Annotated in this window: 30 protein-coding genes; 13 read left to right on the forward strand and 17 right to left on the reverse strand. The window is 70.1% G+C overall.

The genetic code is table 11. The features are described 5' to 3' along the window. Positions 1-12 precede the first annotated feature (12 nt). Positions 13-1011 (forward strand): glycosyltransferase family 2 protein, encoded by a 999-nt coding sequence (locus VGO20_RS15135; RefSeq protein WP_327503203.1) that lies wholly within the window; start codon positions 13-15, stop codon positions 1009-1011. Here the strand turns inward: VGO20_RS15135 and VGO20_RS15140 are convergent. Next, a complete protein-coding gene (locus VGO20_RS15140; protein WP_327503230.1) occupies positions 942-2582 on the reverse strand; it encodes a PIG-L deacetylase family protein in 1641 nt (546 codons plus the stop codon). The two genes, VGO20_RS15135 and VGO20_RS15140, sit on opposite strands and share 70 nt — an antisense overlap. Positions 2583-2679: 97 nt before the next feature. Here VGO20_RS15140 and VGO20_RS15145 point away from each other — a divergent pair, with 97 nt between their 5' ends. Both VGO20_RS15145 and VGO20_RS15150 read left to right on the forward strand, forming a co-directional pair. Then, complete coding sequence (locus VGO20_RS15145; protein ID WP_327503204.1) at positions 2680-3357, forward strand: class I SAM-dependent methyltransferase; 678 nt, start codon at positions 2680-2682, stop codon at positions 3355-3357. Then, on the forward strand, positions 3354-4193 hold the full coding sequence (locus tag VGO20_RS15150) for an SAM-dependent methyltransferase (protein ID WP_327503205.1): 840 nt from the start codon (positions 3354-3356) through the stop codon (positions 4191-4193). Before VGO20_RS15145 ends, VGO20_RS15150 begins: the two co-directional genes overlap by 4 nt. Here the strand turns inward: VGO20_RS15150 and VGO20_RS15155 are convergent. From VGO20_RS15155 to VGO20_RS15165, 3 genes are all read right to left on the reverse strand, one after another. Next, a complete protein-coding gene (locus tag VGO20_RS15155; RefSeq protein WP_327503206.1) occupies positions 4163-4978 on the reverse strand; it encodes a class I SAM-dependent methyltransferase in 816 nt (271 codons plus the stop codon). The two genes, VGO20_RS15150 and VGO20_RS15155, sit on opposite strands and share 31 nt — an antisense overlap. 132 nt (positions 4979-5110) lie before the next feature. Further along, a complete protein-coding gene (locus tag VGO20_RS15160) occupies positions 5111-6058 on the reverse strand; it encodes a cation diffusion facilitator family transporter (protein WP_327503207.1) in 948 nt (315 codons plus the stop codon). Positions 6059-6075: 17 nt separating this feature from the next. Next, on the reverse strand, positions 6076-6699 hold the full coding sequence (locus VGO20_RS15165) for a gamma-glutamylcyclotransferase (protein ID WP_327503208.1): 624 nt from the start codon (positions 6697-6699) through the stop codon (positions 6076-6078). Between the two features lie 103 nt (positions 6700-6802). On the opposite strand from VGO20_RS15165, the gene VGO20_RS15170 reads away from it, so the two are divergent. Further along, positions 6803-7816, forward strand: a complete 1014-nt coding sequence (locus tag VGO20_RS15170) for a DUF2125 domain-containing protein (RefSeq protein WP_327503209.1) — start codon at positions 6803-6805, stop codon at positions 7814-7816. Here the strand turns inward: VGO20_RS15170 and VGO20_RS15175 are convergent. From VGO20_RS15175 to VGO20_RS15185, 3 genes are read right to left on the reverse strand one after another with little or no spacing between them, the layout of a single operon-like run. After that, positions 7794-8684 carry a prephenate/arogenate dehydrogenase family protein gene (locus tag VGO20_RS15175; protein WP_327503210.1) on the reverse strand — a complete coding sequence of 297 codons (891 nt, stop codon included), beginning with the start codon at positions 8682-8684 and terminating at the stop codon, positions 7794-7796. The two genes, VGO20_RS15170 and VGO20_RS15175, sit on opposite strands and share 23 nt — an antisense overlap. Beyond that, positions 8685-9785 (reverse strand): histidinol-phosphate transaminase, encoded by a 1101-nt coding sequence (gene hisC, locus VGO20_RS15180; RefSeq protein WP_327503211.1) that lies wholly within the window; start codon positions 9783-9785, stop codon positions 8685-8687. It abuts the gene before it with no gap. 30 nt (positions 9786-9815) lie between these two features. Further along, positions 9816-10682: a chorismate mutase gene (locus VGO20_RS15185; protein ID WP_327503212.1), complete on the reverse strand. Its 867-nt coding sequence runs from the start codon at positions 10680-10682 to the stop codon at positions 9816-9818. A 173-nt stretch (positions 10683-10855) separates the two neighbouring features. Between VGO20_RS15185 and metX the strand changes: the two genes are divergently transcribed. The 4 genes from metX to VGO20_RS15205 all read left to right on the forward strand — a co-directional run bounded on the left by metX (position 10856) and on the right by VGO20_RS15205 (position 14681). Further along, positions 10856-12055, forward strand: coding sequence for a homoserine O-acetyltransferase MetX (gene metX / locus VGO20_RS15190; protein ID WP_327503213.1), 1200 nt, complete (start codon positions 10856-10858; stop codon positions 12053-12055). Continuing rightward, entirely contained in the window at positions 12052-12723 is a 672-nt protein-coding gene (gene metW, locus VGO20_RS15195; RefSeq protein WP_414639826.1) for a methionine biosynthesis protein MetW, read from the forward strand. The genes metX and metW overlap by 4 nt, the downstream gene beginning before the upstream one ends. Positions 12724-12985: 262 nt before the next feature. After that, on the forward strand, positions 12986-13483 hold the full coding sequence (locus tag VGO20_RS15200) for a PRC-barrel domain-containing protein (RefSeq protein ID WP_327503214.1): 498 nt from the start codon (positions 12986-12988) through the stop codon (positions 13481-13483). A 148-nt stretch (positions 13484-13631) separates the two neighbouring features. Beyond that, complete coding sequence (locus VGO20_RS15205; RefSeq protein WP_327503215.1) at positions 13632-14681, forward strand: fatty acid desaturase; 1050 nt, start codon at positions 13632-13634, stop codon at positions 14679-14681. A gap of 27 nt (positions 14682-14708) precedes the next feature. Here the strand turns inward: VGO20_RS15205 and VGO20_RS15210 are convergent, their stop codons facing one another. Continuing rightward, the gene (locus VGO20_RS15210; RefSeq protein WP_327503216.1) at positions 14709-15299 is read right to left on the reverse strand and encodes a TetR/AcrR family transcriptional regulator; all 591 of its coding nucleotides are present in this window, start codon (positions 15297-15299) and stop codon (positions 14709-14711) included. Between the two features lie 90 nt (positions 15300-15389). On the opposite strand from VGO20_RS15210, the gene VGO20_RS15215 reads away from it, so the two are divergent. Both VGO20_RS15215 and VGO20_RS15220 read left to right on the forward strand, forming a co-directional pair. Next, entirely contained in the window at positions 15390-16298 is a 909-nt protein-coding gene (locus tag VGO20_RS15215; RefSeq protein WP_327503217.1) for an SDR family oxidoreductase, read from the forward strand. Further along, complete coding sequence (locus VGO20_RS15220) at positions 16298-17200, forward strand: DMT family transporter (RefSeq protein ID WP_327503218.1); 903 nt, start codon at positions 16298-16300, stop codon at positions 17198-17200. Before VGO20_RS15215 ends, VGO20_RS15220 begins: the two co-directional genes overlap by 1 nt. A gap of 22 nt (positions 17201-17222) precedes the next feature. Here VGO20_RS15220 and VGO20_RS15225 read toward each other — a convergent pair whose 3' ends face one another. Beyond that, on the reverse strand, positions 17223-18029 hold the full coding sequence (locus VGO20_RS15225; protein WP_327503219.1) for a class I SAM-dependent methyltransferase: 807 nt from the start codon (positions 18027-18029) through the stop codon (positions 17223-17225). Between the two features lie 84 nt (positions 18030-18113). Between VGO20_RS15225 and gloB the strand changes: the two genes are divergently transcribed. Genes gloB through VGO20_RS15240 form a run of 3 tightly spaced genes read left to right on the forward strand, consistent with a single transcriptional unit; the run spans position 18114 to position 20015 of the window. Beyond that, positions 18114-18914 (forward strand): hydroxyacylglutathione hydrolase, encoded by an 801-nt coding sequence (gloB, locus tag VGO20_RS15230; protein WP_327503220.1) that lies wholly within the window; start codon positions 18114-18116, stop codon positions 18912-18914. A 36-nt stretch (positions 18915-18950) separates the two neighbouring features. Beyond that, positions 18951-19550 carry a glutathione S-transferase N-terminal domain-containing protein gene (locus tag VGO20_RS15235; RefSeq protein ID WP_327503221.1) on the forward strand — a complete coding sequence of 200 codons (600 nt, stop codon included), beginning with the start codon at positions 18951-18953 and terminating at the stop codon, positions 19548-19550. A 9-nt stretch (positions 19551-19559) separates the two neighbouring features. After that, positions 19560-20015, forward strand: coding sequence for a cupin domain-containing protein (locus tag VGO20_RS15240; RefSeq protein ID WP_327503222.1), 456 nt, complete (start codon positions 19560-19562; stop codon positions 20013-20015). A gap of 21 nt (positions 20016-20036) precedes the next feature. Here VGO20_RS15240 and VGO20_RS15245 read toward each other — a convergent pair whose 3' ends face one another. The 8 genes from VGO20_RS15245 to VGO20_RS15280 form a co-directional block, all read right to left on the reverse strand. Beyond that, on the reverse strand, positions 20037-20447 hold the full coding sequence (locus tag VGO20_RS15245; protein ID WP_327503223.1) for a SufE family protein: 411 nt from the start codon (positions 20445-20447) through the stop codon (positions 20037-20039). A 58-nt stretch (positions 20448-20505) separates the two neighbouring features. Then, entirely contained in the window at positions 20506-20697 is a 192-nt protein-coding gene (locus VGO20_RS15250; RefSeq protein WP_327503224.1) for a hypothetical protein, read from the reverse strand. A gap of 183 nt (positions 20698-20880) precedes the next feature. Beyond that, a complete protein-coding gene (locus VGO20_RS15255) occupies positions 20881-21657 on the reverse strand; it encodes a succinate dehydrogenase iron-sulfur subunit (protein WP_327503225.1) in 777 nt (258 codons plus the stop codon). 96 nt (positions 21658-21753) lie between these two features. Beyond that, entirely contained in the window at positions 21754-23544 is a 1791-nt protein-coding gene (gene sdhA / locus VGO20_RS15260) for a succinate dehydrogenase flavoprotein subunit (protein ID WP_327503226.1), read from the reverse strand. Positions 23545-23548: 4 nt separating this feature from the next. Continuing rightward, positions 23549-23932 (reverse strand): succinate dehydrogenase, hydrophobic membrane anchor protein, encoded by a 384-nt coding sequence (sdhD, locus tag VGO20_RS15265; RefSeq protein ID WP_327503227.1) that lies wholly within the window; start codon positions 23930-23932, stop codon positions 23549-23551. Positions 23933-23937: 5 nt separating this feature from the next. After that, a complete protein-coding gene (gene sdhC / locus VGO20_RS15270) occupies positions 23938-24327 on the reverse strand; it encodes a succinate dehydrogenase, cytochrome b556 subunit (RefSeq protein WP_327503228.1) in 390 nt (129 codons plus the stop codon). A gap of 155 nt (positions 24328-24482) precedes the next feature. Further along, complete coding sequence (locus VGO20_RS15275; RefSeq protein WP_327503229.1) at positions 24483-25529, reverse strand: MaoC family dehydratase; 1047 nt, start codon at positions 25527-25529, stop codon at positions 24483-24485. Further along, positions 25526-26428 (reverse strand): HpcH/HpaI aldolase/citrate lyase family protein, encoded by a 903-nt coding sequence (locus VGO20_RS15280; protein WP_327503232.1) that lies wholly within the window; start codon positions 26426-26428, stop codon positions 25526-25528. Before VGO20_RS15280 ends, VGO20_RS15275 begins: the two co-directional genes overlap by 4 nt. Positions 26429-26446: the final 18 nt, after the last annotated feature.

Raw genomic sequence — 26446 nt, forward strand, 5'->3', positions numbered from 1 at the left:
GCGGGCGGCATCTTGCCCCGGATCCCCCTCGTTTCCATCCTGATGCCGGCGCGCGACGCGGCGCCCTGGATCACCGGGGCGATCGACAGCCTGCTGACCCAGACACTGGCCGACTGGGAGCTGGTGCTCGTCGACGACGGCTCGACGGACGGCACCGCCGACATCGCGTCCCGCTTCGCCGACGAGCGCCTGACCCTGCTGCGCAATGCCGTAGCCCGGGGTCCGGCCCGCGCCCTCGACCAGGCGCTGGCCGTGGCGCGCGGTCGTTTTCTCGCCCGTCTCGACGCCGACGACATCGCCCTGCCCGAACGCCTCGCCCGGCAGGTCGCATTCCTGGAACGGCAGCCGGAGACCGGCGTCTGCGGCAGCGACATGACCGTCTTCTCCGACGGCGACGCAAGCGCCGTGCACTGGCGCTATCCCACCTGCCCCGACGATCTGCACTGCGCGCTGCTGGCGACCAATCCCCTGTCCCACCCGACCGTCATGATCGTGCGCGACCGGGTGCCGGCGCAGGAGCTGCGCTACGACCAGGCCTTCACCTGCACCGAGGACTTCGACCTCTGGGCCCGCCTCGCCGGAGCGACCCGGTTCGCCAACATCCCCGAACCGTTGGTCCGCCATCGCCGCCACGCGACCAATGTCAGCCGGACCCGCTTCGCGACCCTGCTCGCCGAGAGCGACGCCATCCGCGCCCGCCTCGTGCGCGCGCTCGTCCCCGATGCGAGCGCCGACGATCTCGCGCTGCACAACCGGCTGCTGCCGCTGATGAGGCGCGGCGCCGATCCTGCCGCCGGTCGGGACGGGACCGAGATCGGGGCGCTCCTGGATTGGATCGCCCGTTGCGAGGTGGAACTGCGCGGCCCCCTGCCCGAGGACGCGCCGCGACTGGCCGCCCGTTGGTTCACGCGTCTCCGCGACGCCAACCGCCGGGCGGGGATCTACCCGCCGGCCGCGCTCGACCGGCTGCTCGAGGCGGAACTGGGGCGGTTCTCCCCCTCCGGTGCGTAGTCCGGACCCAGCTTCTCGACCAGCAACCCGCACAAGTCGCCGAGGTGACGGACCATGACGACGGGGCGGGCCGGCAGCAGTGCCGCCAGAAGCCGGTGAGCCGCCCGCGCACGGGGCGGCAGCCGCGCCTTCAGGATCTGTTCGCGCCAGCGGATCTCCGGTGCGAACGGGGCGAAGCGCAGGACGACCGTCGGCGTGCCGGGACGCAGCGCCTCGCGCAGGAGCACGCCGCCCCATCCGCCCTGCCGCACGACCGTCACGCGCACGCGCGGGTGCCGCCAGTCCTCGGTCTCCCAGGCGAACTCCGCCGCCACGAAGACATCGATGGCGGCGGACGGGAAGGCTTCGAGCAGGATCTCCATGCCCTCGCGCCAACGACCGAACGCGGCTCCCGCGATCACCGCGACGCGACGGCGCGCCATGCGTCCGGCAAGGAAGCGGCCGAGCCGGCGGCGCACGCGCCGCAGGTCGTCGCGGTCGGGCGCCAGCTCGGATGCCGGGGGAAGCGGTCCTGCGGGAAGCCCGTCCAGGCGGAAACCCGACTCGGCCAGGCGGCCGGGCCGGCCGGCCGCCTCCACCGCGCGCCGGCGCAGGTTCGGCTCCATCGCCTCCACCTTGAACTGGGACGCGAAGACGCCGACCATCCGCAGCTTGTCGGCGAAGGTGCCGGTCACGTCCTCCACATCGGGGACGAGGCGCAGGCCGGACGCCGTCAAGGCGGCGACGACATGCGCGCGCTGATGCGGGAAATACGTCCCGTAGGGGTGGTCCTCGTACAGCAGGACCGGCACGTCGGCGAAGCGGTCCCGGTGCGCCGCCAGCATCGCGAGCCCGGCATCGCGGGTCAGCCGGTGGTCGACATGGCCGCCAAGCCCCAGCGGCAGCCACAGCTCCGCGGGGTCGAGAGACAGCACCGCGTCCGCCAGCAGCGCCGCCGCGCGCCCCACTTCGGCCGGCAGCGGAGGAAAGGCGAGGAAGGCGGCCAGCGCATCGTGCAGCCGGACGAACGCCCCGGGCGACCAGTCCTCGGCCGGACGGAACCGGAGCGGTGCGTCGGCCAGCGGCAGCGCCACGTGCTCGGCGCCGGCCAGCGCGGCCGCAAGGCGGGATTCCGCCAACCGGAGCTCGGTCACCCGGTCGGCATCGAAGAAGTCCCTTCCCAGGCTCCAATAGCAGCTGACATTGGACTGCCGCGTCAGCGACAGGACGATCATGCGCCGCGACCCGCGCCGGTTCAGCAGCCGCCCGCCGACACTGAGCGCCGCGTCGTCCATGTGCGGCTCCACCACGACGAGCGGCCGGCCCGTCCCCGGCATGGCCCGCATCGCGGCCCGCGGAACGAACTCGACGATACCGGCGGCATGCCAGGCATCCAACGCCGCGCGCGCTCCCGGAAATCGCCGCTCCAACCCGTCGAGGCCGGCTTCGCCGTCGACCGCCGCGAACAGCGCGGCCGAGGGCGGGTCGAGCACCAGGGCTGGCCGGCGGGAAATCAGGAACGTCACCGCGAGGCCCCGCAGGTGGAACCCCGGCCGGACCACGACGACGCGATCCTCCTGCGCACCCTCCATCACGACAGCCCTCTCCCAAAAAGGGTATGACTATGACATTACTTTCCCTACGGTAGCATACATAATCGGGAAAGCAGCCATGGACGGGAGCGGCGACATGATCTCGCAGCGAGAGGTACAGGACTGGTTCGACGGGATCTACCGCGACCGGGGGCTGAGCTACCTGCGGCCGTTCGAAGCGTATCGCATCTTCCTCGACCTCGTCGCCGCCCGCGCGGGCGAGCGGCTGCTCGACATCGCCTGCGGGCCGGGGCTGCTGTTGCGCGACGCCGTCGGCCGCGGCATCGATGCGCATGGCATCGACATCTCCGAGATCGCCGCCGCCATGGTGGGCGACCAGGCGCCGGGCAGCGTCGTCTCGGTCGCGAGCGCCGAGGCGCTGCCCTACCCCGACGCCAGCTTCGATCTCCTGACCTGCATCGGTGCGGTCGAGCGCTTCCTGGACCGCGACCGGGCGCTGGGGGAGTTCCGGCGCGTTCTGCGGCCCGGAGGGCGCCTGTGCATCATGGTCCGCAATGCGCGCACCCTGTCCTGGCTCGGCCTGAGCCTGACCGGCCGGCGCAACCGCGCCGGACACCAGGATGCCGATACGCTGGAGGGGTGGACGCGGCTTCTGGGCGCCGCGGGCTTCTCGGTACGCCGGGTGCTGCCCGACCTGTGGGCCTGGCAGCGACTCGGCATCGTCCGCCCGGGACGGCCGGTCGGCGGGCTGACGCGGCTGATGCCGCTGCGTTTCGCCAACGAGTTCATCTTCGTCCTGGAAAATCGGCCTTGACCGGCATCGCCCTGCTCTACGACCGGCTGTCCCGCTGGGTTCTGCTGGCCGACCGGTTCGGCGGGAGCCGGCGAACCGGCCCCCCCGCGATGCACAAGACGCTGGCGGAGCCCGGCGCCGCACCGCGCCGCCGCCTGTCGCCGCACCACGTGGACCTCGCGGTGCTCGATGCGCTCGGTCCGCTCGACGCGCCGGCCGTGCTCGACGTCGGCTGCGGGTTCGGCGCATCGGCTCTGTTCTGGCGCTCCCGGGTCGGCGGCCGTTTCGACGGGCTGACGCTGAGCCGGGTCCAACTGCGGACGGCACGGCGGTGGGCTCTCCGGCTGGGAGCCGCGGATGACTGCCGCTTCCATCTCCGCAGCTTCCTGGACCCTCTCCCGGGTCCCTGGGACGTCGTGCTGTCGATCGAGTCGCTGGTGCACAGCCCCGACCTGGCGGCCACTTTCAAGGCTTTGGCGGCGGTCCTGGGACCCGGCGGACGCCTCGCGATGGTGGAGGACATGCCGGCCGACGGGTTGTCCGGGCCGGCCGCCGCGGCCGCCGCGGCGCTCGCCCGCCACTGGGGCGGCCAGCCGATTCCGACCGAGGGGGAGTTCCGTGCCGCGCTGCGGGGCGCCGGCCTCACCCTTCTCGCCGAGCGCGACCTGACGGCGCTCGTCGATCCCCGGCCGCCCGGCGTACTGGACCGGGAGGAAGCCCGGTTCTCGCGCCTGCGCCGGCTGCCGCTGCCCGCCGTCGCCACGGTGGTCGACGCCTATCTGGGCGGCATCGCGCTGGAACGGCTGTACCTGATGGGCGCGGTGCGCTACCGCCTGCTGGTGGCCGGCAGGGCGTGATCGGGGAGCACCGCTGCGAAGCGCAAGCCGCCGCGCAGCATCCCCGCTCCCGCTGCCTGTCCGACGCCGTCCAGGCCACGCAGCAGCATCGCCAGCGCCGGATGCATGTCGCCACCGGGCACGAAGCTCCAGTGATCGATGCGCTCGACCCGGAAGCCGGCCGAACCGAGCACCGTCTTCAGCTCCGCCGCCGTCAGGAAGCGGTCCGACGACAGGTGCCTCGTCTCGAGCGCCAGCAGCGGAGCGAGGTTCCTGTACCAGAGATAGCCGCCATTGGGCGTAAGGCCGACGAAGCGCCCGCCCGGTTTCAGCACCCGCGCGACCGCACGCGCCACCGCTGCCTGGTCCACCATATGCTCCAGCGATCCGACGCAGTAGACGACGTCGACCGTGGCATCGCCGAGCGTGGCGAGTTCCGTACCCTCGTCCACCCGGAACCCTATCCGGCCGGTTCCGCCGAGCCCTCCGGCCGCCAGCCGGGCCCCGGCGCTTGCGACCATGGCGGGAGAGAGGTCGATGCCGATGCCCCGGATGTCGGCGTCCCGTCCCAAGCGCTCCGCGAGCGCCAGCAGGTGGATGCCGTCGCCGCAGCCGATCTCCAGCACGGTGTCGCCCGGCCGAAGCCGCGCCACTTCGGCCAGAAGACCGACGCGATAGGCGAGTAGGCGGGCGGGAGAGCCGTGCTGCTCGACGTTCTCCGGGGCGAAGGCGTCGAAATGGGCCCGGATGTCCTCCCGGCCGCCGACCGTCCTCGTCCTCAGCCTCCGCCATCCCCCCGTGGTCATGACGGACCGCCGCATGCCCGGATCGCCGTGGCCGGCGCGAGCCGGCGGGCAGGAAGGCGGACGGGAAGGAGGACGGGAAGGCGGATGTTCATGGCTGGCACACCCTCGCTCTGCGGCGCCCGTGTCACCGAACTAGGAAGCGGGCTTCGGCGCGTGGATACAGTCTCCGCGCTCGATCTGGACGGTCGCATGATCGATGCCGAAACGCTCGCGCAGAACGCGATCGATCGCGCTCAAGGTCGCGGTATGGTCGGCGTCGTCCTCGACCACGGCGTGGAGCGTCAGCAGCTTGCGCTCGCCGGTCAGCGACCAGGCGTGAACGTGATGCACGTCGGTGACCCCCGGAACGCTGCGTAATGCGGCCCCTATGCGCGCGGCATCTATCCCCGTCGGCGTCCCTTCGAGCAGGATGTGACCCGACTCGCGCACGACGATCCAGGCGCTTCGCAGGATCAGCAGGACGACCAGAACCGACAGGATCGGGTCGATCGGGTACCAGCCCGTCCACAAGATCACCACCGCCGCCGCGATCGCCGCGACGGAGCCCAGCAGATCGCCCAGCACATGCACCATGGCACCGCGCAGGTTCAGGTTCTCGCTCTCGCCGCCGGCACCCCTGCGCAGAATCCAGAAGGCCGCGGCATTCACCACCAGGCCCAGCCCGGCGATCACCAGCATCGGGCCGCCCGACACCGGTACGGGTTCGGAGAGCCGATGGAGCGCCTCGAACGTGATGAACCCCGCGATCACGAACAGCGAGAGGCCGTTCACGAAGGCGGCCAGCACCTCGAACCGGTACCAGCCGTAGGAGCGCTGCGCGTCCGCGGGCCGCCTCGTCAGCCGGAAGGCAAGCCAGGCGAGCGCCAGCGCGGCGAAGTCGGTCAGCATGTGCCCGGCGTCCGCGAGCAGCGCGAGCGAGCCCGAGAGGACGCCGCCCGCCACCTCCGCCAGCATGAAGCCGCCGGTCAGCAGCATCACCACGAACACCCGGCGCTCGCTGTCGCCGGTCACTCCGTGGGAGTGGGAGTGGGAGTGGGAGTGCCCTTCTCCGTGGTCGTGCGGATCGTCGTGCGCATGCATCGGAGACTCCGGGGAGATCATCGTGCCGGAACGCCGGACACCACGTCGGCGTAAAGCCGCTCCAGCGGTTCGTCCCGGATACCGAGTTCGCGCAGATGCAATACCGTGTTCTCGAGGTAGTCGAAGTTCGGGCCGCGCTCGCCGCAGCCGCTGCGGATGCAGTCCGCGACCCGGGAAATCTCCAGCCCGCCGCAATACTGGCTGTGCCGGCGCTGGGCGACGAAGGTGCAGGCGCGCAGCCTCTCGCCGCCTGCCGTCACCACGACCTGCGTCGGCCGGTAGACGCCGGTGATCATCTCCCGCTCCCAGAGATACTCCAGCACGGCGGCGGCATCGCCATGGGCGATCCGGAACACGATGCCCCGGCACGACCCGCCGCGATCGAGACCGAGCACGAGGCCGGGCCGCTCCGGCGTCCCGCGGTATCGGTAGGAATAGATGCAGAATTTGCGATGATAGCCGTGCAGCAGCGCCGGCCGGCATTCCAGGTGCGAAAATCCGGGGTTCCACATCAAGGAGCCGTAGCCGAACACCCACAGGTCCCGGCCGGGGTCCAGCGTGACGTTCGGGCGACGCGGCCAGGAGTCCTCGGCGCCGGCGACGCCGTCCAAGCCTTCCTCGGCGATCAATCTGGCGGACATGCTCGAAAGATGGGTACGGTCAGAGGCATACCAAGCCGGGCAAGGCTAGCATGCGGCGGGTTCAAATGGCTATAAACCCCGCGCACCTCAACCGGACCCCGCCATGCCGCGACGCTCGATCCTCATCGCCCTCCTCGTGCTGCTCGCGGCGGGCGCCGCCTATACGGCCTGGTGGCTGCACCTGGCGGGCCTCGTGCGCGAACGGGTCGAGGCCTGGGCTGCCGAGGAACGGGCTCGCGCGGGGCTGGTCGAATACCGCGATCTCGAGATCGGCGGCTTTCCGTTCCGGATCGCCGCCGACACGCAGGCCGTCCGGCTGGTGCGGCCCGACGGGACCGAATGGCGGGGCGAGAGCGCGGCCGCCTGGGCCCGCCCCTGGAACCCCGGGGAGATCCACGTGGCGCTCGCCGGCACGCAGTCCCTCGTTCTTCCGGAGACGGAACTGACGGCCGCCGGCGCAACGGGTCGGATCTCGCTCGAGGCCGGCCGTTTCCGGTCCGGCCGGTTCGCGCTGCGCGACGTGGCGGTCGGCCTGCCGGGCGGCCGTTTCCGGGCCGCCGGCCTGAATGTCGCGGCGACGCCGACCGGTCCGGCGGCGACGGGGATTTCGATCGGGGTCGCCGGCCTCGACCTGCCCGAGGAACTGGAAGCCCCGCTCGGCCGCACGATCGAGGCCGCCGACGTCGAGGCGGTGATCGAGGGACCGCTGCCCGGCCGGGCCGACCCGGCATCGATCCTGGGCTGGGCCGAACAGGGCGGTGCGCTGCGGGTCGACGCGGCCGAGCTGCGCTGGGGTCCGCTCGGCCTCGCCGGGCAGGGCCGGATCGGGTTCGACGCGGCACTGCGCCCCAGCGGCAGCCTGGTGACCGAAGCCGAGGGGGTCGAGCCGGCGCTCGATGCGCTGGCGGCGACGGGGGCGCTGCGCGAGCGCGACGCGGCCATCGCCAAGGCTGCGTTGGGCCTGCTGACGCAGCGGCGCGCCTCCGACGGGGCGCCGGTCGTCGAGGCCACGTTGACGCTGCAGGACGGATGGCTCTATCTCGGCCCGGTGCGCCTGCTGCCGCTGCCGCCGCTCGATGTGCTGCTGGGCCGGGTCAGGCCTGCTTCGCCTCGATGATGCTGCGGCGGATCGCGCGGGTCCGGGTGAAGAGATCCTGGAGCTTCTCACCCTCGCCCCAGCGGATCGCCCGCTGAAGCGCCGTCAGATCCTCGGTGAAACGCTGGATCATCTCCAGCACGGCTTCGCGGTTGTTCAGGAACACGTCACGCCACATCACCGGATCGGACGCGGCGATGCGGGTGAAGTCGCGGAAGCCGCCGGCGGAGAACGTGATCACCTCCGACTGGGTCGCCGCCTCCAGGTCGGTGGCGGTGCCGACGATCGTGTAGGCGATCAGGTGCGGCAGATGCGAGGTGATCGCCAGCACCTTGTCGTGATGCGCCGCGTCCATCGTCTCGACGTTGGAGCCGATGCCCCGCCACAGTGCGGCCACCCGCTCCACCGCCTCGGGGTTGGCGCCCGGCGGCGGCGTCAGAATGCACCAGCGGCCGACGAACAGCTCGGCAAAGCCGGATTCCGGCCCCGAATGCTCTGTGCCCGCGACCGGATGGCCGGGCACGAGGTGGACGCCCTCGGGGATATGCGGTCCGACGTCCCTCAGCACGGCCTGCTTGACGGAACCGACGTCGGTGACGATCGCGCCGGGCGCGAGACTGCGGGCGATCCCGGCCGCCACCTCGGCATAGGTGCCGACGGGCGTGCACAGGACGACGAGATCCGCTCCCTCGACCGCCTCGGCGTTGTCGGCGAGCACCTGGTCGACGATGCCCAGCTCCCTCGCCTTGGCCCGGGTCGCCTCGGTGCGCGCCGTGCACACGATCTCGCGCGCCAGGCCGTGACGGCGCAGCGCGCGGGCCAGCGACGAACCGATCAATCCGATGCCGATCAGCGCCACCCGGGCGAACGGAGCCTCGCTCGCGGCCATTCACTCGCCCCTGAGGAAGGAACCGACCGTCCCGGCCACGGTGCGCATCTCCTCCTCGGTCCCGATCGTTATCCGCAGGCAGTCCGGCAGACCGTAGGCGCCCATCTGCCGCACCAGGATGCCGCGGTTCTTCAGGTACTGGCGCGCCGCTTCCGCGGGGTCGTTGTGGCCGCCCGCCCCGGCGAAGCTGACGAGCAGGAAGTTGCCGACGCTGGGGTGGACCTTCAGCCCGAGCCCGGTGAGCTGCTCGGCCAGCCACGCCCGCCAGACGTCGTTGTGACGGCGCGAGCGCTCGACGAAGTCGTGGTCCGCCAGCGCGGCGAGGGCGGTGATCTGCGCCGCCGCGCTGACGTTGAAGGGACCGCGCAGGCGGTTCAGGACGTCGGCGATGCCGGGCGGGCAATAGGCCCAGCCGAGCCGGACCGAACCGAGGGCGTAGATCTTGGAGAAGGTGCGCGTCATCACGACGTTCGCATGCGCATCCACCAGTTCCTTGCCCGTAGCGTAGTCCGGAAGGTCGATGTACTCGGCATAGGCCGCATCGACCACCAGCACGACGTGGGGCGGCAGTCCGGCATGCAGGCGTGCCAGTTCCTCGCCCGTCACGTAGCTGCCGGTGGGGTTGTTGGGGTTGGCGACGAAGACGATCTTCGTGCGCTCGGTCACCGCCGCGAGCAGCGCGTCGATGTCGGTGCGCAGGTCCTTCTCCGGTGCCGCGACCGGGACCGCACCGACCGACTTCGCCGCGATCGGGTACATCAGGAAGCCATGCCGGCTGTAGAGCACCTCGTCGCCCGGACCGGCATAGCCGCGCACCAGCAGGCCGAGCAGTTCGTCGGAACCCGCGCCGCAGACGATGCGTTCGGCGTCGATGCCGTGGAGCGCCCCGATGGCCTCGCGCAGCTCCGTCGACCCGCCGTCGGGATACCGGTGCAGTTCCCCCGAGGCCTCGGCATAGGCCGCGACCGCTTTCGGGCTGGGTCCCAGCGCGCCCTCGTTCGAGGCCAGCCGGATCAGCCGCGTCACGCCGGGTGCGCGCGCCTCGCCGCCGACATAGGGGGCGATGTCGAGAATCCCTGGGCGGGGAACCGGGGCAGCCATCGTCTCGATCCTCACTTTAGGAAAAGGCCGTCAGGGCTTCTTGTCGCCGGGCGCCGGGAGCGGCACCGCGTAGCCGCCGAGCGGCGTCAGCCGCAACAGCTTCTCGCCCAACGCCGCGGTCACCGCCGCGAGGCGAGGGTCCTGACTGCCGACGAAATCCGCGATCTCGATCATGTGGACGGACATCTCGGCGCTGTCGCGGCCGAACCAGCTCCGGAAGCTGATCGTCGGCAGCCCGGCGGCCTCGAGCGCATCCTTGATGCGGCCGCGGCTGACGTCCTCTCCCAGCTCGATGCCGAGCAGCGTGCAGTCGTCCCCCGTCGCCTCGTGCGGCAGCGGCGCGATGGCGAGCGCCTCGCGGTCGTCGCCGCGGGCGTTGCCCCGGCCGCAGAAGGGCAGCCGGGCGACGATGCGCGGGGTCTTGGCATCCCCGCTCATCAGGAAACGCCACCACGGGTCCGGGTCGTCCTCGTCGGGCACCGGCACGACCGCGACCGAAGCGGTGCCGTCGGCAACCGCGCGCACGGCGGCGGCCGGGGAGTTCACGGGCACCATCGGCGTCGAGCTGCCGTAGTGGTCGCGGGCCACGTCCCAGAAGCCGCGCCGATCCTCCGGCGCGAAGACGGCGACCGCGAACGGGCCTTGGAGACGGGCCAGCGCGCCCATCATCTCGCGCCACATCCGGGTCAACGCCTGCACGGGAAAGGCGCCGGTATGACGCGCGGCGAGCCGGCGCAAGGTCACCGCCTCGCTGGCCGGACGCAGCAGGGCGATGCGGTCGTCCTGCTTCAGGCCGCCGAGCGCTTCGGCGACCTGGGCGCGACGCATCACCAAATCATGGATCGCGTCGTCGATCTCGTCGATCTCGCGGCGCAGATCGTCGATCTTCGTCGGCACTGACGTCGTCTGGACTGGTGTCGTCGGAGCGTGCATGGCTCGGCGGTTGGTGGCGGTAGAGGCGGCTTAGTAGTAGTCCCCGGCCCGGCCAAAATCAAAGAAAACGTTGACACCGCCGACGCTTGCTCCGTAGCTATGCGCACTCTCACCCTGGACGGCTGCCCCGGAAAACGATGACCGCGCCACAGCGAATCCCGGCGCCAGTCGACCCGGCCAAGCTACCCGGAAACCGGGTCGAGCTGGGCCGCAAGACACCGCTGCGACTCGACTGCGGCGTTTCGCTCGGCCCCTTCACGGTCGCCTACCGGACCTACGGGACGCTGAACGCCGACCGCTCGAACGCGGTGCTGGTATGCCACGCGCTCACCGGCGACCAGTTCGTCGCGGAACCCCATCCCGTGACCGGGAAACCCGGCTGGTGGGACCTGATGGTCGGCCCCGGGCGCCCGGTCGACACGGAGCGCTACTTCGTCGTCTGCGCCAACGTGATCGGCGGCTGCATGGGCACGACCGGCCCCGGGGACGCCGACCCGGCCACCGGACGCCCCTACGGGCTCGCTTTTCCCGTGATCACGGTCGCCGACATGGTGCGCGCCCAGGCGCTGCTGCTCGACCATCTCGGAATCGAGCGGCTGTTCTGCGTCATCGGCGGCTCGATGGGAGGCATGCAGGTGCTGCAATGGGCCGCCAGCTACCCCGAGCGCGTGTTCGCCGCCGTGCCGGTCGCGACCTCCTGGCGCCATTCCGCCCAGAACATCGCCTTCCACGAGGTCGGCCGCCAGGCGATCATGGCCGATCCGGACTGGTGCGGCGGCGACTACTACGGCCAGAACCGGCGCCCCCAGCGCGGCCTCGCCGTGGCGCGGATGGCGGCGCACGTGACCTACCTGTCCGAAGCGGCGCTGCACCGGAAGTTCGGCCGCAACCTCCAGGATCGGAACCGGGTCACGTTCGGCTTCGACGCCGATTTCCAGGTCGAAAGCTATCTGCGCCACCAGGGCAGCACCTTCGTGGACCGGTTCGACGCCAACTCCTATCTCTACATCACGAGGGCGATGGACTATTTCGACCTCGCGGCCGAGCATGACGGCGTGCTGGCCAACGCGTTCCGGTACCGCGGCAGGCCGACGCCGGTCCGCTTCTGCCTCGTCAGCTTCAGCAGCGACTGGCTGTTCCCGACATCCGAGAGCCGCGCCGTCGTCCATGCGCTCAACGCGGTCGCGGCGAATGTCAGCTTCGTCGAGATCTCCACCGACAAGGGCCACGACGCCTTCCTCCTGGAAGAGCCGGAGTTCTACGAGGTGATCCGCGGATTCCTCGACGGCTGCGCCGAGCACTACGGCCTGCGCCGCATCGCGGGACCGGTCTCGTGAGCCCGCTCGACGTGCCGGCGCGCGGTGCGGGCCGCATCGCGCGCGCCGCGGCACCCGGAGCGCACGAGATCCGCGCCGACCTGCGCCTGATCGCCGAGATGGTCGAGCCGCGCTCGCGCGTGCTCGACGTCGGCTGCGGCGACGGCATGCTGCTGCAACACCTCGTGTCCCGAAAGGGCGTCGACGGCCGCGGCATCGAAATCAGCATGGACGGCGTGCATCAATGCGTCAGCCGCGGCCTGTCGGTGATACAGGGCAATGCCGAAACGGACCTCGCCGACTATCCCGAGCGCGCCTTCGACTACGTCGTGCTGAGCCAGACCCTCCAGGCGATGCACCGCCCCCGCGAGATCCTGGCGCAACTCGTGCGCATCGGCCGAAGGGCGGTCGTCTCGTTCCCGAATTTCGGCTACTGGCGCGTGCGGATGGCGCTGCTGTGGACCGGGCGCATGCCCGTGACGCGGCGGCTCGGCTACGAGTGGTACGAAACGCCGAACATCCATCTCTGCACGATCCGCGACTTCCAGATCCTGTGCCGCGAACTCGACATCCGCATCGAGCGTAGCGTGATCTTGGACCGGCACGGCAACCCGACGCGGCTCACCGCCGATCCCTGGCGCGCGAACCTGTTCGGCGAACAAGGCATCTTCCTGCTGAGCGCCGGATAGTCCGGACGGTCCCGGAATGGCGGGCCCGGTTTCCCTGTTGACCCCTGGGAACGCCACAGGAGGAAACGCCCCCATGAAGAGGACCTTGCCGGCCTCGGCTCGTATGCTCGCGCTTGCCGCAGCAGGTGTGTCGGCCGTCGCCCTTTCGACCTTCCAGGCCGCGGCTCAGACGCCCGCGCTGCCGGCGCAGCCGCAGGCGGACGCCCCCGCTACGGCCCCGGGCGGGGCTCCGCTTCAGACGGCACCCCGGCCCGAAGACCGGATGGCTACCGACCCTCTCCCGGTGACGCCCGGCGCGGGCGGCGATACGCCGAGCCGCGAGATGACCGACATGGGCGACCCGGTCCGGCCCGGCACGCCCGACGCCTCCACGGCGCCCCACGATGCGCCGGCCGACCGCACCGGCGCGGGCGCGCAACAGAGCCTTGAGGCCGACACCGCCCTCCCGGCGGTCCCGCGCGAACCGGTCATCGAACGTGACGACGCCGAGCGGCTGGTGGGCCGGCCGGTGCTCGGCCCGGACGGTCGGGAACTCGGTACCGTACGCGACTTCGTGCTCGTCCAGCCCGACGGGATCGGCCATGTCGTCGTGGCACTGGAACAGCCCGGCGGCGGGGAGCGCCTGGTCGCCATCCCCGCCGAGCACATCGCCGCCGCCCAAGAGGCGATCGAGCTCGACGCCGGCGCGCCGGACGTGGCCGACGCGTTTCCGTTCGCCTACGGCCCCGGCACCGATGCCTTGATCGGCGCCGACCGTTAGGAGATGCTGCTGAAAAGCCGGCGTCGGACACATTTCCGACGCTTTGTCACGCAATTCTCGCCGGACCCGATATAATCGGGGCACCGACGATGTACGTCCGTACGCTCGGCAGCACCCGACACACGGACACGGAAAGACCGAGAGAACCTTGCCCGACCAGGAACCGAAGACCGAGAACGCGCACACGCGACGAGAAGACGGGCGGATTTGGGGCGAACGGCTTGCGCCCTACAAGCATCCCGACCGCCTACGGAGCCTCCGCCAGATCGGCACGACGCTGGCCTGCCTCGCAGCCCTCGTCGCGCTGATGGGGATCAGTCTCGAGAATGCCTATTGGCTGAGCCTGATCCTGGCCGTCCCGACGGCTTTCTTCCTCGTCCGCGCCTTCATCGTGCAGCACGATTGCGGCCATGGCAGCTTCTTCCGCTCCCGCCGGGCCAACGACTGGCTCGGACGCTGCCTCGGCGTGCTGACGTTGACGCCTTACGCCTACTGGCAGCGCGATCATGCCGTCCATCACGCCACCTCCGGCGACCTCGACCGGCGGGGCGTCGGCGATATCGATACGCTGACCGTGCGCGAGTACTTGGCGCGGTCCCGCTGGGGGCGCCTCCAATACCGGCTCTACCGGCACCCGGCCGTCCTGTTCGGGATCGGACCGGTCTTCCTGTTTTTCGTGAAGCACCGGCTGGCGCTGGGCCACTGGCGCCGGGACCGGCGGGCCTGGATCAGCGTAATGACCACGAATGCCGCCATCGCGGTGGCGTTCGCAGCGGCGGCGCTGGTTTTCGGGGCTGGCGCAGTGGCGATGGTCTGGGTTCCGGTAATGGTGCTCGCCTCTACGATCGGCATCTGGCTGTTCTACGTGCAGCACCAGTTCGACGACGTCTACTGGAGGCGCAGGGTGGAATGGGATTTCCACGAGGCGGCCATGGAGGGCTGCTCGCTCTACGACCTGCCGCCCTGGCTGCACTGGCTGACGGGCTGGATCGGGTATCACCACGTCCACCATCTTTCCTCCAAGATCCCCAACTACAGGCTGCGCGACTGCCACGCCGCCATTCGGGACCTCCAGCGGGCGCGCCGCCTCGGGCTGTCGGAAAGCCTGCGAACGGTCGGCCTCGCGCTGTGGGACGAGGACAACGGCCGGATGATCGGCTTTGGCGACCTCCGGGCCAGGATGGCGCCGGCAGCCTGAGGCAGCCTTCCGTACGCCCCTGACCCCTCACGCCTCTCCCGGAGGGTTCGGCGGCGTCGGCTCGAGGACGACCGACACGAAGTGTCTCAGGCTGTCCCCGACGAAGTCCTCCACGCTTGCCCGGGGATCGAAGCTCCACCAGAGCAGCGCCCCCTGCCATTGGGAGGCCATCAGCAGCCCGATCCCGTGCGGGGCGCGGGGAGAGCCGGAGAAGCAGTCGTCGAGGGCGGCCGACAAAGCCTCTCTCCAGGCAGTGCCGCGCGCCCGCAGAACCGGGTCGCGGAGATCTTCGCGCAGGATGAGCAGCCCCTCCGCGTAGGACTCGATCCCCCCATAGTCCTTCGACAGTCCCACCAGAAGAGCGACGGCTCCCTCCGGGGTCCTCGGGACCGCGGCCGCCAGCCGGGCGGTCTTCCCGTCCAGCAGGTCCCAGGCATGCAGCAGGACGCTTTGCCGGAGCGCGGCCTTGTTCCCGAAGCGCTGGACGAGCGTCGCACCGGACAGGCCGCAAGCATTGGCCAAGCCGGCAAAAGTCAGCGCTTCGGGTCCCCGCTCGTGCATGAGCGCCAGTGCAGCCTCCAGAACCTCCTCGTCAGTCAGCGTCTTTGGCCGGGGCATCTTGACATTTCCCTATAACCGAATGAACGTTTATATATAACCCGCTCGTCGGACGATAGCCCGTTGCGGGGAATGGCTCGGAGGAAATCGATGGCGCTTGAAGGAAAAGTCGCCCTGGTCGCCGGTGGAACGCGGGGGGCGGGACGCGGAATCGCGGTGGAGCTCGGCGCCGCCGGGGCCACCGTCTACGTGACCGGGCGGTCGACCCGCGGCCGGCCGTCGGAGTACGCCCGACCGGAGACCATCGAGGAGACGGCGGAACTGGTTTCGGCCGCCGGGGGCAAGGGCATCGCGGTCCGGGTGGACCACCTCGTAGCCGACGAGGTGCGTGAACTGGTCGCGCGCATCCGTGCCGAAGAGGGACGCCTCGACATCCTCGTGAACGACATCTGGGGCGGAGAAACGCTGTTCGAGTGGAACAAGCCGGTCTGGGGCCACGATCTCCAGAACGGCCTCCGCCTGCTGCGGCTCGGCATCGACACGCATCTGATCACCGCGCATCACGCCCTTCCGCTGATGATAGAGCGTCCGGGAGGCCTGCTGGTGGAAGTGACGGACGGCACGGCGGAATACAACGCCGATCATTACCGCCTCTCGCCCTTCTACGACCTTGCCAAGGTGGCGGTGAACCGCATGGCCTGGGCGCACGCCAAGGACCTGGCGCCGCATGGCGCGACCTCGGTTTCCCTCACTCCGGGCTGGCTGCGCTCGGAAATGATGCTGGAGGCTTTCGGGGTCGCGGAGGAGAACTGGCGCGACGCGACTGCCGAGGTGCCCCATTTCGTCATCTCCGAAACTCCGCGTTTCGTCGGCCGCGCGGTGGCGGCGCTCGCCTGCGACCCGGATCGGGCGCGCTGGAACGGCCAGTCTCTTTCCAGTGGCGGCTTGGCGAAGGTCTACGGTTTCACCGATCTCGACGGCTCCCGTCCCGACGCTTGGCGCTATGTCCCCGAGGTGCAGGAGGCCGGCAGGCCGGCCGACGCGACCGGCTACCGCTGATGCGCCGCGATCCGGCCGGGACGCCGACGACATGGTCGCGGCCCTCGCCGCCGGCCATGGGCATCGCTCTGATGAGCGCAGCCATGCTCACCATCCCGGTCGTCGACGGGTTGGCGAAACATCTGAGCGCCGCCCATTCCCCGCTCATGATCGGCTGGGCGCGCTATGCGGTAGCCTGCGCGATCACGCTGCCCATCGCGGCGGCTCTGCACGGACCACGCCTCCTCCGCATGGAAAGGCCGGTGTCGCACCTTCTGAGAACCCTGTGCCTGGTCGCCGCAATGACGCTCTATTTCCTCGCGATCGCCCGGGCACCTCTGGCGACGGCGGCGGGAGCCTATTTCATCGGACCGGTCGTGGCCGCAGGGCTCTCCGTGTTCCTGCTCGGCGAACGCATGACACGCCGCAAGTCGCTGAGCCTCGCGCTGGGCCTCCTTGGGGCAATCGTCATCCTACGGCCCGGCACATCGACGGAGCCGGGCGTCCTGCTCGCGCTCGGCGCGGGCGTCTTCTTCGCATTCTACCTGATCGCAACGCGCCGGGCTGCGCAGGCGGACGATCCCGTGAAGACCCTCACGTTCCAATGCACCGTCGGCGCCGTGCTCCTGACGCCGCAGGCCGTGCTCTACTGGTCCGCGCCGGCATGGAGCGAACTCGTCCTCTTCGCCGGCCTCGGCCTCTTCTCCATCCTCAGCCACTTCCTGTCCATCGTCGCCTTCCGCTTCGCCGACGCGTCCACGCTGGCGCCGCTCGTGTACGTGGAGCTGATTGGCGTAGCTCTCGTCGGCTATCTTGCCTTCGGAGAGGTTCCGGGTATTCCGATCCTCGTCGGTGCGGGCTTCATCGCCGCCGCCGGCCTGGTCTCGCTTGCGTGGCGGGACCGGAGGTCTCCCGGCGCATAGGCCGGCTGCCGGCCCGGACCGGTCACGACCCGCTGCCCCCGTCATGAATGGCCGCCGCCGCACCGGCCCATCCCTCATCCTCTCTTCCGAGCGAGGGCCGCACGGCGCCGGCACCCGTGGGCAGCGGCACGATCAGGCGCCGTTGGCGGACGCGCTGCGCCTTGCGCGGCATGCCCGCATAGATCTGCTTGCTCGCCTCCACCAGATAGACCCCGGCGAACGCCTTGAACCAGCGCTCGCCCACCTCCTCCCAGGCCGGTGCGGAACCGAGCAGGACGCGCGACTTCACCGGCGGAATGAACAGCGCCCGGCGCGTCCGCTCGGGAACGAACATGTTTTCCCGAAGCGTGTGCTTGAGCTGCGAGGGCGAATAGGGCGAGCCGTGGCCGAACGGCGTCCGGTCGATCCGCGCCCAGATGCCGCGACGGTTCGGCACCACCGTCAGCAGCCGCCCGCCGCCCGCGAGCACGCGCCAGATCTCGCGCATCATCGGCTTGAGCTGCTCGGTGAATTCCAGCCCGTGGACGAGAAGGACGCGATCCACCGACATGTCCGGGAACGGCAGCTCGGCCTCGTCGGCAAGGCAGGTGATGCTGGGCCCTTCCGGGGGCCAGTATTCGACCCCTTGCGAGGCGGGCATGATCGACATCACCCGCTCGGCCTCGCCGCGGAACGGGCGTAGATAGGGCGTGGCATAGCCGATGCCCAGCACGATCTGCCCACGCAGGTCGGGCCATACCTCGCGCACGCGGCGGCGGATCATCCGCCTCGCCACTTGGCCGAGGCCGCTGTCGTAGAAGTCCCTCAGATCGATGGCGTCGTGGAACATGGGCACACCCTAGCACGAAATCGCACGACTTCGCATCCGGCGGGGCGCGGGGATGGGCATGGGGGCCGGCATGGAGGCGGAGTGTTGGACACCTGCTCCGCTTCGGGTAGTCTCGCGACTATGGACATTCATCTGATCCCCGCCCTTTCGGACAACTATGTCTACCTGTTCCGTGATCCGGCGACGGGCAAGGTCGGCGTCGTCGATCCGTCCGAGGCGGCCCCGGTCGCGGCGGAGCTCGACCGCCGCGGCTGGTCGCTCGACGTCATCTTCAACACCCATCACCATCCCGACCACATAGGCGGCAATGACGGCCTCGTGCAGCGCTACGGCTGCCGGATCGTCGGCCCTCTGGCGGAACGCGAACGCATCGCTGGCCTCGATGTGCTGCTCGACGACGGCGACACCTGGCGCTTCGGCGACCAGGAGGTACGCTGCCTGGCGGTGCCCGGCCACACCCGCGGGCACGTGGCCTTCTGGTTTCCCGAGAGCTCGGCCCTGTTTTGCGGCGATACGCTGTTCGCGATGGGCTGCGGGCGACTGTTCGAAGGAACGCCCGAGCAGATGTGGTGCTCGCTCGGCACTCTGCGCGCGCTGCCGCCGGATACCCGCGTCTATTGCGGCCACGAGTACACGCTGTCGAACGCACGTTTCGCCGCCACGGTCGAGCCGGACAACCCCGCGGTTGCCGATCGGCTGGCCGAGGTCGAAGCCGCGCGCGCGGCCGGCCGGCCGACCGTTCCCACCACGATCGACGCCGAAAGAGCCGCAAACCCGTTCCTGCGCGCCGACGAGCCGGCGCTCGGCGCGGCCCTCGGGATGGGCGACGCCGGAGCCGTGGCGGTTTTCGCCGAGTTGCGCCGGCGAAAGGACGCGTTTCGCTGACGGCGCCGGAAGGGCCGGAAGGATGGAAGGACGACCATGAAGCTGCGCTACAGCAAGACGTCACCCTATGTCCGCAAGGTGATGATGGTCGCGATGGAGGCCGGGCTGGCCGCGGACATCACCTTGGAACCGACCGACGCCTGGAGCCCGGACACGACGCTGCCGCAGGACAACCCGATCGGCAAGGTACCGACGCTGATCCTCGACGACGGGACCATTCTCTACGACAGCCCGGTCATCTGCGAATACCTGGACGGGCTGCACGACGGGCCGAAACTGTTCCCGGTGGCGGGCCCGGCCCGCTGGACCGCGCTGCGGCTCCAGGCCTTGGCCGACGGCATCTGCGATGCGGCCGTGCTCCGCCGGCTGGAGGCGATGCGCCCGGAGGAGGAACGCTCGCCGTCGTGGATCGGGCGGCAGCGCATGGTCCTGGTCCGCGGCTGCGACGCGCTCGAGGCCGATGCCGGGACGCTCGCCGGCCCGACGACGGTCGGCACGCTTGCCTCGATGGCGGCGCTCGGATATCTCGACCTGCGCTGCGACGACCTCGGCTGGCGCGACGGCCGGCCACGCTTGGCCGCCTGGTTCGAGGAGGCGTCCCGGCGCCAGAGCTTCCGCGACACCCGGCCCGCCTGAGCCCGGACGATGACGGAGATTGAAGGGCTCGGCGCCGCCGACGTGATCAGCCTCCTGGGCCTGAGACCGCATCCCGAGGGCGGACACTACGTCGAGACGTACAGGGACCGGCCCCAGGGCGGCGGCCGCGGGGCGTGCACCGCGATCTACTATCTACTGCAGGGGGATGAGCGTTCCCACTGGCATCGGGTCGACGCGGTGGAGATCTGGCACTGGTACGCCGGCGGGCCGCTGGCGCTCACCACCTCGCTGAACGGGCACGATGCCGAGGTGGTCCATCTCGGTCCGGCACTGGCGCTGGGCCAGCGCCCGCAGGCGGTGGTCCCGGCCGGCGCGTGGCAGGCGGCCGCGTCGCTTGGCGCGTGGACCCTGGTCGGCTGCACGGTCGCGCCGGCCTTCGAGTTCTCGGGTTTCGAGCTGGCCCCGCCGGATTGGCGGCCCGCACCCCATCCCCCCGGGAGCTGACCGGCCGCCGACGGCCCGGCATCACGCCACGGCGGCTTGGGCGGTCCGGCGGATCGTGTCGACCATGGAAAAGAAGCCGTTGCGCCGGTTGGGGCTGATATGCGCCTCGAGACCGAGGTCGCGGAACACGCCGTCGACGTCGGTTGCCAGGATCTCCTGCGGCGTGCGGCCGGAAAACAGCACCAGCAGGACCGCGATCAGCCCCTTGACGATTGCGCTGTCGCTATCGGCCCGAAAGCTCAGCCGCCCGCCCTCGGCTTCCGCCTCGGGGACCAGCCAGACTTGGCTCATGCATCCCTCGACCTTGTAGACGTCGGTCTTGCGGGCCTCGTCCAAGGGCGGCAGGGCGCGCCCGAGATCAATGAGATACCGGTAGCGATCCTCCCACTCGTCGAAGAGGGAGAAATTCTCTTTCAGCTCGTCGATGTCCATCTTGCCCTCGCTGCGCCTTGGGTAGTTATACCGCCCAAGGGCACGGGGCCGGAAGCGTTCACTCGGCGGCGAGCCAGCGCTCGTCCTCTTCGTTGCCGATCGCGAGAAAATACCGGCAGCCCCAGTGGCCGAACGGCCGGGCCTGCATCTCCCGCTCTGCGCCGGACCCGTGAAGACGGTGGCGCACGCACGTATCCCGCACGGCGCAGACCTGCGCCTCGCCGGCGCCCGAACAGCTCGCCAGTATCATGCCGTCTCCGTTGGGCGAGGGGGCAGCGGGCCCCCGGGACGTCCGTGGAATTATTCAAACAGTTTACGAAAATTAACTACCACGTCCCGGCGAGTCGGACACTCGAACTTTCGGGGTATGCGCGCCGGCCTTTCGGAATAGAAGCACCCGCTCCCCCGCTGGCGGGAGAGCGGAGCCTCCGGGCTAACGCCGCTCGACCATCAGCTTCTTGATCTCGGAGATCGCCTTGGCCGGGTTCAGGCCCTTGGGGCAGGTGCGGGTGCAGTTCATGATCGTATGGCAGCGGTACAGGCGGAACGGATCCTCCAGCATGTCCAGACGCTCGCCGGTCGCCTCGTCACGGGAGTCCGCGATGAAGCGGTAGGCCTGGAGCAGCACCGCCGGGCCGAGATAGCGGTCGCCGCTCCACCAGTAACTCGGGCACGAGGTCGTGCAGCAGAAGCACAGGATGCACTCGTAGAGGCCGTTCAGCTTCTCGCGCTCGTCCGGCGACTGCAGCCGCTCGCGCGAGGGGGCGGGCGACTGGGTCTGGAGCCACGGCTTGATCGAGGCGAGCTGCGCGTAGACCTGGTTGAGGTCGGGCACGAGATCCTTCACGACCGGCATATGCGGCAGCGGATAGACGCGGACGTCGCCCTTCACTTCCTCGATCGGCTTCAGGCAGGCCAGCGTGTTCGTGCCGTCTATGTTCATCGCGCAGGAGCCGCAGATGCCCTCGCGGCAGGAGCGGCGGAAGGAGACCGTGCTGTCGACCTCGTTCTTGATGTAGATCAGCGCATCGAGCACCATCGGCCCGCATTGGTCGAGGTCGATCTCGAACTCGTCGATGCGCGGGTTCTGCCCGTCATCCGGGCTCCAGCGGTAGAGCTTGAACGTCCGGGCGCGCTTGGCGCCCTTGGCGGCCGATACCTTCTTGCCGGGCTGCGGCCTGGAATTTGCGGGAAGCGCGAACTCGACCATCGTTCCGTATCCTCGGCTGCCTCGCGCAGCCTCATCCGTTGGCGCCGGGCCGCCTGATCGCGGCCCGGCCGTTCTTCATGGCTCGCTTTGTTCCGATCAGTACACGCGCGCCTTCGGGGGGAAGGGCTGGACCTCGTTGGTCAGCGTGTAGAGATGGACGGGCCGGTAGTCGAGCCGGACCTCGCCCTTCTCGTCGACCCAGCTCACGGTGTGCTTCATCCAGTTCTCGTCGTCGCGCTCGGAGAAGTCCTCGCGCGCATGCGCGCCGCGGCTCTCCTTGCGGTTGGCCGCGGAGTTGATGGTCGCGACCGCCTGGTACATCAGGTTGTCGAGTTCCAGCGCCTCGACGAGGTCCGAGTTCCAGATCATGGACCGGTCGGTGAGGCTGATCGTCGGCCGCTTGGACCAGCAGTCGGCCATCAGCTTCACGCCCTCCTCCAGCACCTCGCCGGTGCGGAAGACCGCGCAGTTGTTCTGCATCACCTTCTGCATCTCGAGCCGCAGATGGGCCACGCGCAGGTCGCCCTTGGCGTGGCGGGTACGATCGAACCGCTCGAGCGAGCGGTCGGTCGCGTCACCGGGCAGCGCCCTGTGCGAGGAGCCCTTCTCGACGACCTCGGCCGCCCGGATCGCGGCCGCACGCCCGAACACGACCAGGTCGAGCAGCGAATTCGAGCCAAGCCGGTTCGCCCCGTGGACCGAGACGCAGGCCGCCTCGCCGATCGCCATCAGCCCGGGCACGACCGCGTCGGGATTGTCGGCGGTCGGACTCACGACCTCGCACCGGTAGTTGGTGGGGATGCCGCCCATGTTGTAGTGGACGGTCGGCAGGACCGGGATCGCCTCCTTCGTCACGTCGACGCCGGCGAAGACCTTCGCCGTCTCGGCGATGCCGGGCAGGCGCTCGTGGATCACCTTCGGGTCGAGATGCTCGAGATGGAGGTGGATGTGGTCCTTGTTGGGGCCGACGCCGCGGCCCTCGCGGATCTCGATCGTCATGGAGCGGCTGACGACGTCACGGCTCGCGAGGTCCTTGGCGGATGGCGCATAGCGCTCCATGAAGCGCTCGCCCTCGGAGTTCGTGAGATAGCCGCCCTCGCCGCGCACGCCCTCGGTGATCAGGCAGCCCGCCCCGTAGATGCCGGTCGGGTGGAACTGCACGAACTCCATGTCCTGGAGCGGCAGGCCGGCGCGCAGCACCATGGCGTTGCCGTCGCCGGTCGAGGTGTGGGCCGAGGTGCACGAGAAGTAGGTGCGCCCGTAGCCCCCGGTAGCGAGCACGGTCATATGGGCGCGGAAGCGGTGGATCGTTCCGTCGTCGAGGTTCCAGGCGAGCACGCCGCGGCACACGCCGTCCTCGTCCATCAGCAGGTCGAGCGCGAAATACTCGACGAAGAACTCGGCCTCGTGCTTCAGCGACTGCTGGTAGAGCGTGTGCAGGATCGCGTGGCCGGTGCGGTCGGCGGCGGCACAGGTACGGTAGGCCTGCCCTTCGCCGAAGCGCACGGTCATGCCGCCGAAGGCGCGCTGGTAGATCTTGCCTTCCGCCGTGCGCGAGAACGGCACGCCGTAATGCTCGAGCTCGATGATGGCGGGGATCGCCTCGCGGCACATGTACTCGATCGCGTCCTGGTCGCCGAGCCAGTCGGACCCCTTGACGGTGTCGTACATGTGGTAGCGCCAGTCGTCCTCGCCCATGTTGCCGAGCGCGGCCGAGATGCCGCCCTGCGCGGCCACGGTGTGGCTGCGGGTCGGGAACACCTTCGTGATGCAGGCGGTCTTCAGCCCCTTCTCGGCCATGCCGAAGGTGGCGCGCAGACCGGCGCCGCCGGCGCCGACGACGACGACGTCGTAGGTGTGGTCGATGATCTGATAGGAGGTCGCCATCGCCTCAGCCCCCGAATGCGATCTTGAGAACGGAGAAGATCCCGGCCACCGCCAGCAGCAGGCACAGGAACTTCACCGCGATGATGGCGAAGGTCTTCGCCAATTCGTGGTGGACGTAATCCTCGATCACGACCTGGAGGCCGGAGGCGGCGTGATGGAACGTGACGCCGACCGTCAGGATCATCAGCACCGCGGGCCATGGAGACGACAGCCAGGCCCGCATCTCGATCCACGAGGCGTCGAGATGGCCGATCACGGAGATCACGAACCACAGCGTCAGCGGGACCAGCGCGAGCGAGGTCAGGCGGCTCAGCCACCAGTGTTCGGTCCCGGACTTGGCGGAGCCGAGCCCGCGGGCGCGGGCGAGCGGAGTACGCAGGGTCTTCATGGGCCTCACCAGGCGATCAGGGCGACGATCCAGGTCAGAAGGGTCAGGCCGATCGAGGCGCCGACCACGATGTAGCCTCCGAGATAGACCTGCGGCAGTTCCAGTCCATAGCCCGTGTCCCACACGAGGTGCCGGATGCCGTTGCAGAAATGATACCAGAAGCAGAAGGTCCAGCCGAACATCAGCAGCAGCCCGAACCAGGAACCGATAAACTCCTGCGCGTCATCGAAGGCTGCGGGCCCGGTCGCGGCGGCAACCAGCCACCATACCAGCAGCACCGTCCCGACCGACAGGGCGACACCCGTGATGCGGTGCGAGATCGAGAGCACCGAGGTGATCTGCGGGCGGTAGACCTGGAGGTGGGGAGAGAGCGGCCGGCTGGCGTTTGCTGCCATTTTCCTCGTCCTCGCTTGGGATTCTTAAAATGCGCGGACTGATCTACGCCTACCGGGCGGCATAGTCAACGCCACCCGCCCCGGATTCGCCGGGAAGCGCCGTTCTTCGCTGTCTGCGAAGACTTCACAAGAAATTACAAGGAAGATCAGGACCTTCACTGCATCCGCCTTGCCGCCAGCACGGTGTAGTCGAGCGCGAGCAGGAGGTCGGGACCGTCGGCGGGGAAGTCGGCGCAGGGCCGGTCGCGTACGGCACGCGTCGCGAGGCGCAAGGCCCCCAGATCCGTACGCCCCGGCACTGGGTCGACCGACAGAACCTCGGTCCAGGCATACACGGTGTCGCCGGCGAAGCACGGGGCGGCATGGCGGCCGCCGTGGATCGCGGCCATGCGCAGCGCGCCCTCCAACCCGTTCCAGGACAGGGCACGCGCGATGCTGATCACGTGGCCGCCATAGACGAGGCGACGGCCGAAGCGTCCCTCGCGCGCTGCCCGGGCATCGAAATGCACGCGGGCGGGGTTCTGGTAGAGCCGGGTCGCGAGCGCGTGCTCCGCCTCCTCCACGGTCGTTCCGTCGATGTGGTCGATGCGCTCGCCGGGCGCGTAGTCCTCCCAGAAATGACGTATCCCGGCCGAGCCCGGGTCGAGCCCGGCGAACGACAGCCCCGGCGGCACGACGAGCCGGGGCACCGCGACGGCGTCCGGCAGGACCGGCACGACCGGGTCCGGCGCCGGGGCCGGGGCCGCAGGGTCGCGCACCGGCAGCATCACCCAGCGCACGAACTCCAGCACCGCGCGGCCGTGCTGGTTGGTGCCGGTCGTGCGCACCCAGACGGTCCCGGTCGACCGGTTCGAGTTCCGCTTCGCGCCGATCACCGCGGACGTCGCCGACAGCGTGTCGCCGGGGAACACCGGATCGAGGAAGCGGCAATCGGCATAGCCGAGATTGGCGACCGCGTTCAGCGACACGTCGGCGACGCTGCGCCCGAAGACGAGGTGGAAGACCAGCAGGTCGTCGACCGGAGCGGCCGGCAGCCCGAGGCCGCGGGCAAGCGGGTCGCTGGCGTGGAGCGCGTTGCGCGAGCCGGTCAGCGCCAGGTGGAGCGCCACGTCCCCCGTCGTGACCGTGCGCGGCACCGGATGGCCGAGCACGAGGCCGGGCGTGAAGTCCTCGAACAGCCGGCCGGCCGAGGACCTGGTCATGCCGGAGGCGCCCCCTCCTGCCGGCCTTCCTCCAGGCGCGCGATCGCGTCGGCAAGGGCCACGAGGCGGCGCGCGTCCTGGACGTGCAGCGCCTCGACCAGCTTGCCGTCGACGACGACGACGGCCCTGCCCTCGGCCTGCGCCGCGGCATGGGCGTCGATGATGCGTCGGGAAAAGGCGATGTCCTCGGCCGCCGGCGAGAACGCCGCGTTGGCGGCGGCGATCGTCTTCGGGTGGATCAGCGTCTTGCCGTCGAAGCCCAACTCCGCACCCTGGCGGCAGGACCGGGCGAACCCCTCGTCGTCGGACAGGTCGAGATGGACGCCGTCAAGGATCGCGAGGCCGTAGGCGCGCGCCGCCAGCAGGCACAGGCCGAGCCCGGTGATCATGGGCAGCCGGTCCGGCGTGTGGGCGGCATGGAGGTCCTTGGCCAGGTCGGAGGTGCCCATCACCAGGCCGCCAAGCCCGGGGCCGGCGCCCGCGATCTCCTTGGCGTTCAGCACGCCGAGCGGCGTCTCCATCATGCACCAGACCGCGAGCCCGGCCGGAGCCCCCGCCGAGGCGAGCACCTGGACGGCCCGGCGCACGGCATCGGCGCTCTCGACCTTGGGCAGCAGGACCGCGTCCGCCCCGCTGCCGGCGGCCGCTATCAGGTCGGCATGGCCCCACGGCGTGTCGAGGCCATTGACCCGGACCAGGACTTCGCGCGGCCCGAACCCGCCCGCGCGCACCGCGTCCACGACCTGCCGGCGCGCGGCTTCCTTCGCGTCCGGCGCCACCGCATCCTCCAGGTCGAGGATCAGCGCGTCCGCCGGCAGGCTCCGCCCCTTCTCGAGCGCGCGGGCGTTGGAGCCGGGCATGTAGAGGACGCTGCGGCGCGGCCGGACGGTCGTGGCCATCTCTTCCCTTCCCAAGTG

The sequence above is a fragment of the Arenibaculum sp. genome, assembly GCF_035998295.1.
In the GTDB taxonomy this organism is placed as follows: Bacteria; Pseudomonadota; Alphaproteobacteria; order Azospirillales; family Azospirillaceae; genus DASYHS01.

Bases quoted from the DNA above. Each gene is read 5' to 3' on its own strand.
- VGO20_RS15225 (WP_327503219.1), bottom strand. From the start codon at position 18,029: ATGTTCCACGACGCCATCGATCTGAGGGACTTCTACGACAGCGGCCTC.
- VGO20_RS15140 (WP_327503230.1), bottom strand. From the start codon at position 2,582: ATGGAGGGTGCGCAGGAGGATCGCGTCGTCGTGGTCCGGCCGGGGTTC.
- VGO20_RS15280 (WP_327503232.1), bottom strand. From the start codon at position 26,428: ATGGCCACGACCGTCCGGCCGCGCCGCAGCGTCCTCTACATGCCCGGC.
- VGO20_RS15275 (WP_327503229.1), bottom strand. From the start codon at position 25,529: ATGACCAGGTCCTCGGCCGGCCGGCTGTTCGAGGACTTCACGCCCGGC.
- hisC (WP_327503211.1), bottom strand. From the start codon at position 9,785: ATGGCTGCCCCGGTTCCCCGCCCAGGGATTCTCGACATCGCCCCCTAT.
- VGO20_RS15145 (WP_327503204.1), top strand. From the start codon at position 2,680: ATGATCTCGCAGCGAGAGGTACAGGACTGGTTCGACGGGATCTACCGC.
- VGO20_RS15200 (WP_327503214.1), top strand. From the start codon at position 12,986: ATGGCTACCGACCCTCTCCCGGTGACGCCCGGCGCGGGCGGCGATACG.
- VGO20_RS15250 (WP_327503224.1), bottom strand. From the start codon at position 20,697: ATGATACTGGCGAGCTGTTCGGGCGCCGGCGAGGCGCAGGTCTGCGCC.
- VGO20_RS15155 (WP_327503206.1), bottom strand. From the start codon at position 4,978: ATGACCACGGGGGGATGGCGGAGGCTGAGGACGAGGACGGTCGGCGGC.
- VGO20_RS15255 (WP_327503225.1), bottom strand. From the start codon at position 21,657: ATGGTCGAGTTCGCGCTTCCCGCAAATTCCAGGCCGCAGCCCGGCAAG.
- metX (WP_327503213.1), top strand. From the start codon at position 10,856: ATGACCGCGCCACAGCGAATCCCGGCGCCAGTCGACCCGGCCAAGCTA.
- VGO20_RS15165 (WP_327503208.1), bottom strand. From the start codon at position 6,699: ATGTCCGCCAGATTGATCGCCGAGGAAGGCTTGGACGGCGTCGCCGGC.
- VGO20_RS15210 (WP_327503216.1), bottom strand. From the start codon at position 15,299: ATGCCCCGGCCAAAGACGCTGACTGACGAGGAGGTTCTGGAGGCTGCA.
- sdhD (WP_327503227.1), bottom strand. From the start codon at position 23,932: ATGAAGACCCTGCGTACTCCGCTCGCCCGCGCCCGCGGGCTCGGCTCC.
- VGO20_RS15175 (WP_327503210.1), bottom strand. From the start codon at position 8,684: ATGGCCGCGAGCGAGGCTCCGTTCGCCCGGGTGGCGCTGATCGGCATC.
- VGO20_RS15235 (WP_327503221.1), top strand. From the start codon at position 18,951: ATGAAGCTGCGCTACAGCAAGACGTCACCCTATGTCCGCAAGGTGATG.
- VGO20_RS15220 (WP_327503218.1), top strand. From the start codon at position 16,298: ATGCGCCGCGATCCGGCCGGGACGCCGACGACATGGTCGCGGCCCTCG.
- VGO20_RS15170 (WP_327503209.1), top strand. From the start codon at position 6,803: ATGCCGCGACGCTCGATCCTCATCGCCCTCCTCGTGCTGCTCGCGGCG.
- VGO20_RS15245 (WP_327503223.1), bottom strand. From the start codon at position 20,447: ATGGACATCGACGAGCTGAAAGAGAATTTCTCCCTCTTCGACGAGTGG.
- VGO20_RS15160 (WP_327503207.1), bottom strand. From the start codon at position 6,058: ATGCATGCGCACGACGATCCGCACGACCACGGAGAAGGGCACTCCCAC.
- VGO20_RS15240 (WP_327503222.1), top strand. From the start codon at position 19,560: ATGACGGAGATTGAAGGGCTCGGCGCCGCCGACGTGATCAGCCTCCTG.
- sdhC (WP_327503228.1), bottom strand. From the start codon at position 24,327: ATGGCAGCAAACGCCAGCCGGCCGCTCTCTCCCCACCTCCAGGTCTAC.
- VGO20_RS15215 (WP_327503217.1), top strand. From the start codon at position 15,390: ATGGCGCTTGAAGGAAAAGTCGCCCTGGTCGCCGGTGGAACGCGGGGG.
- sdhA (WP_327503226.1), bottom strand. From the start codon at position 23,544: ATGGCGACCTCCTATCAGATCATCGACCACACCTACGACGTCGTCGTC.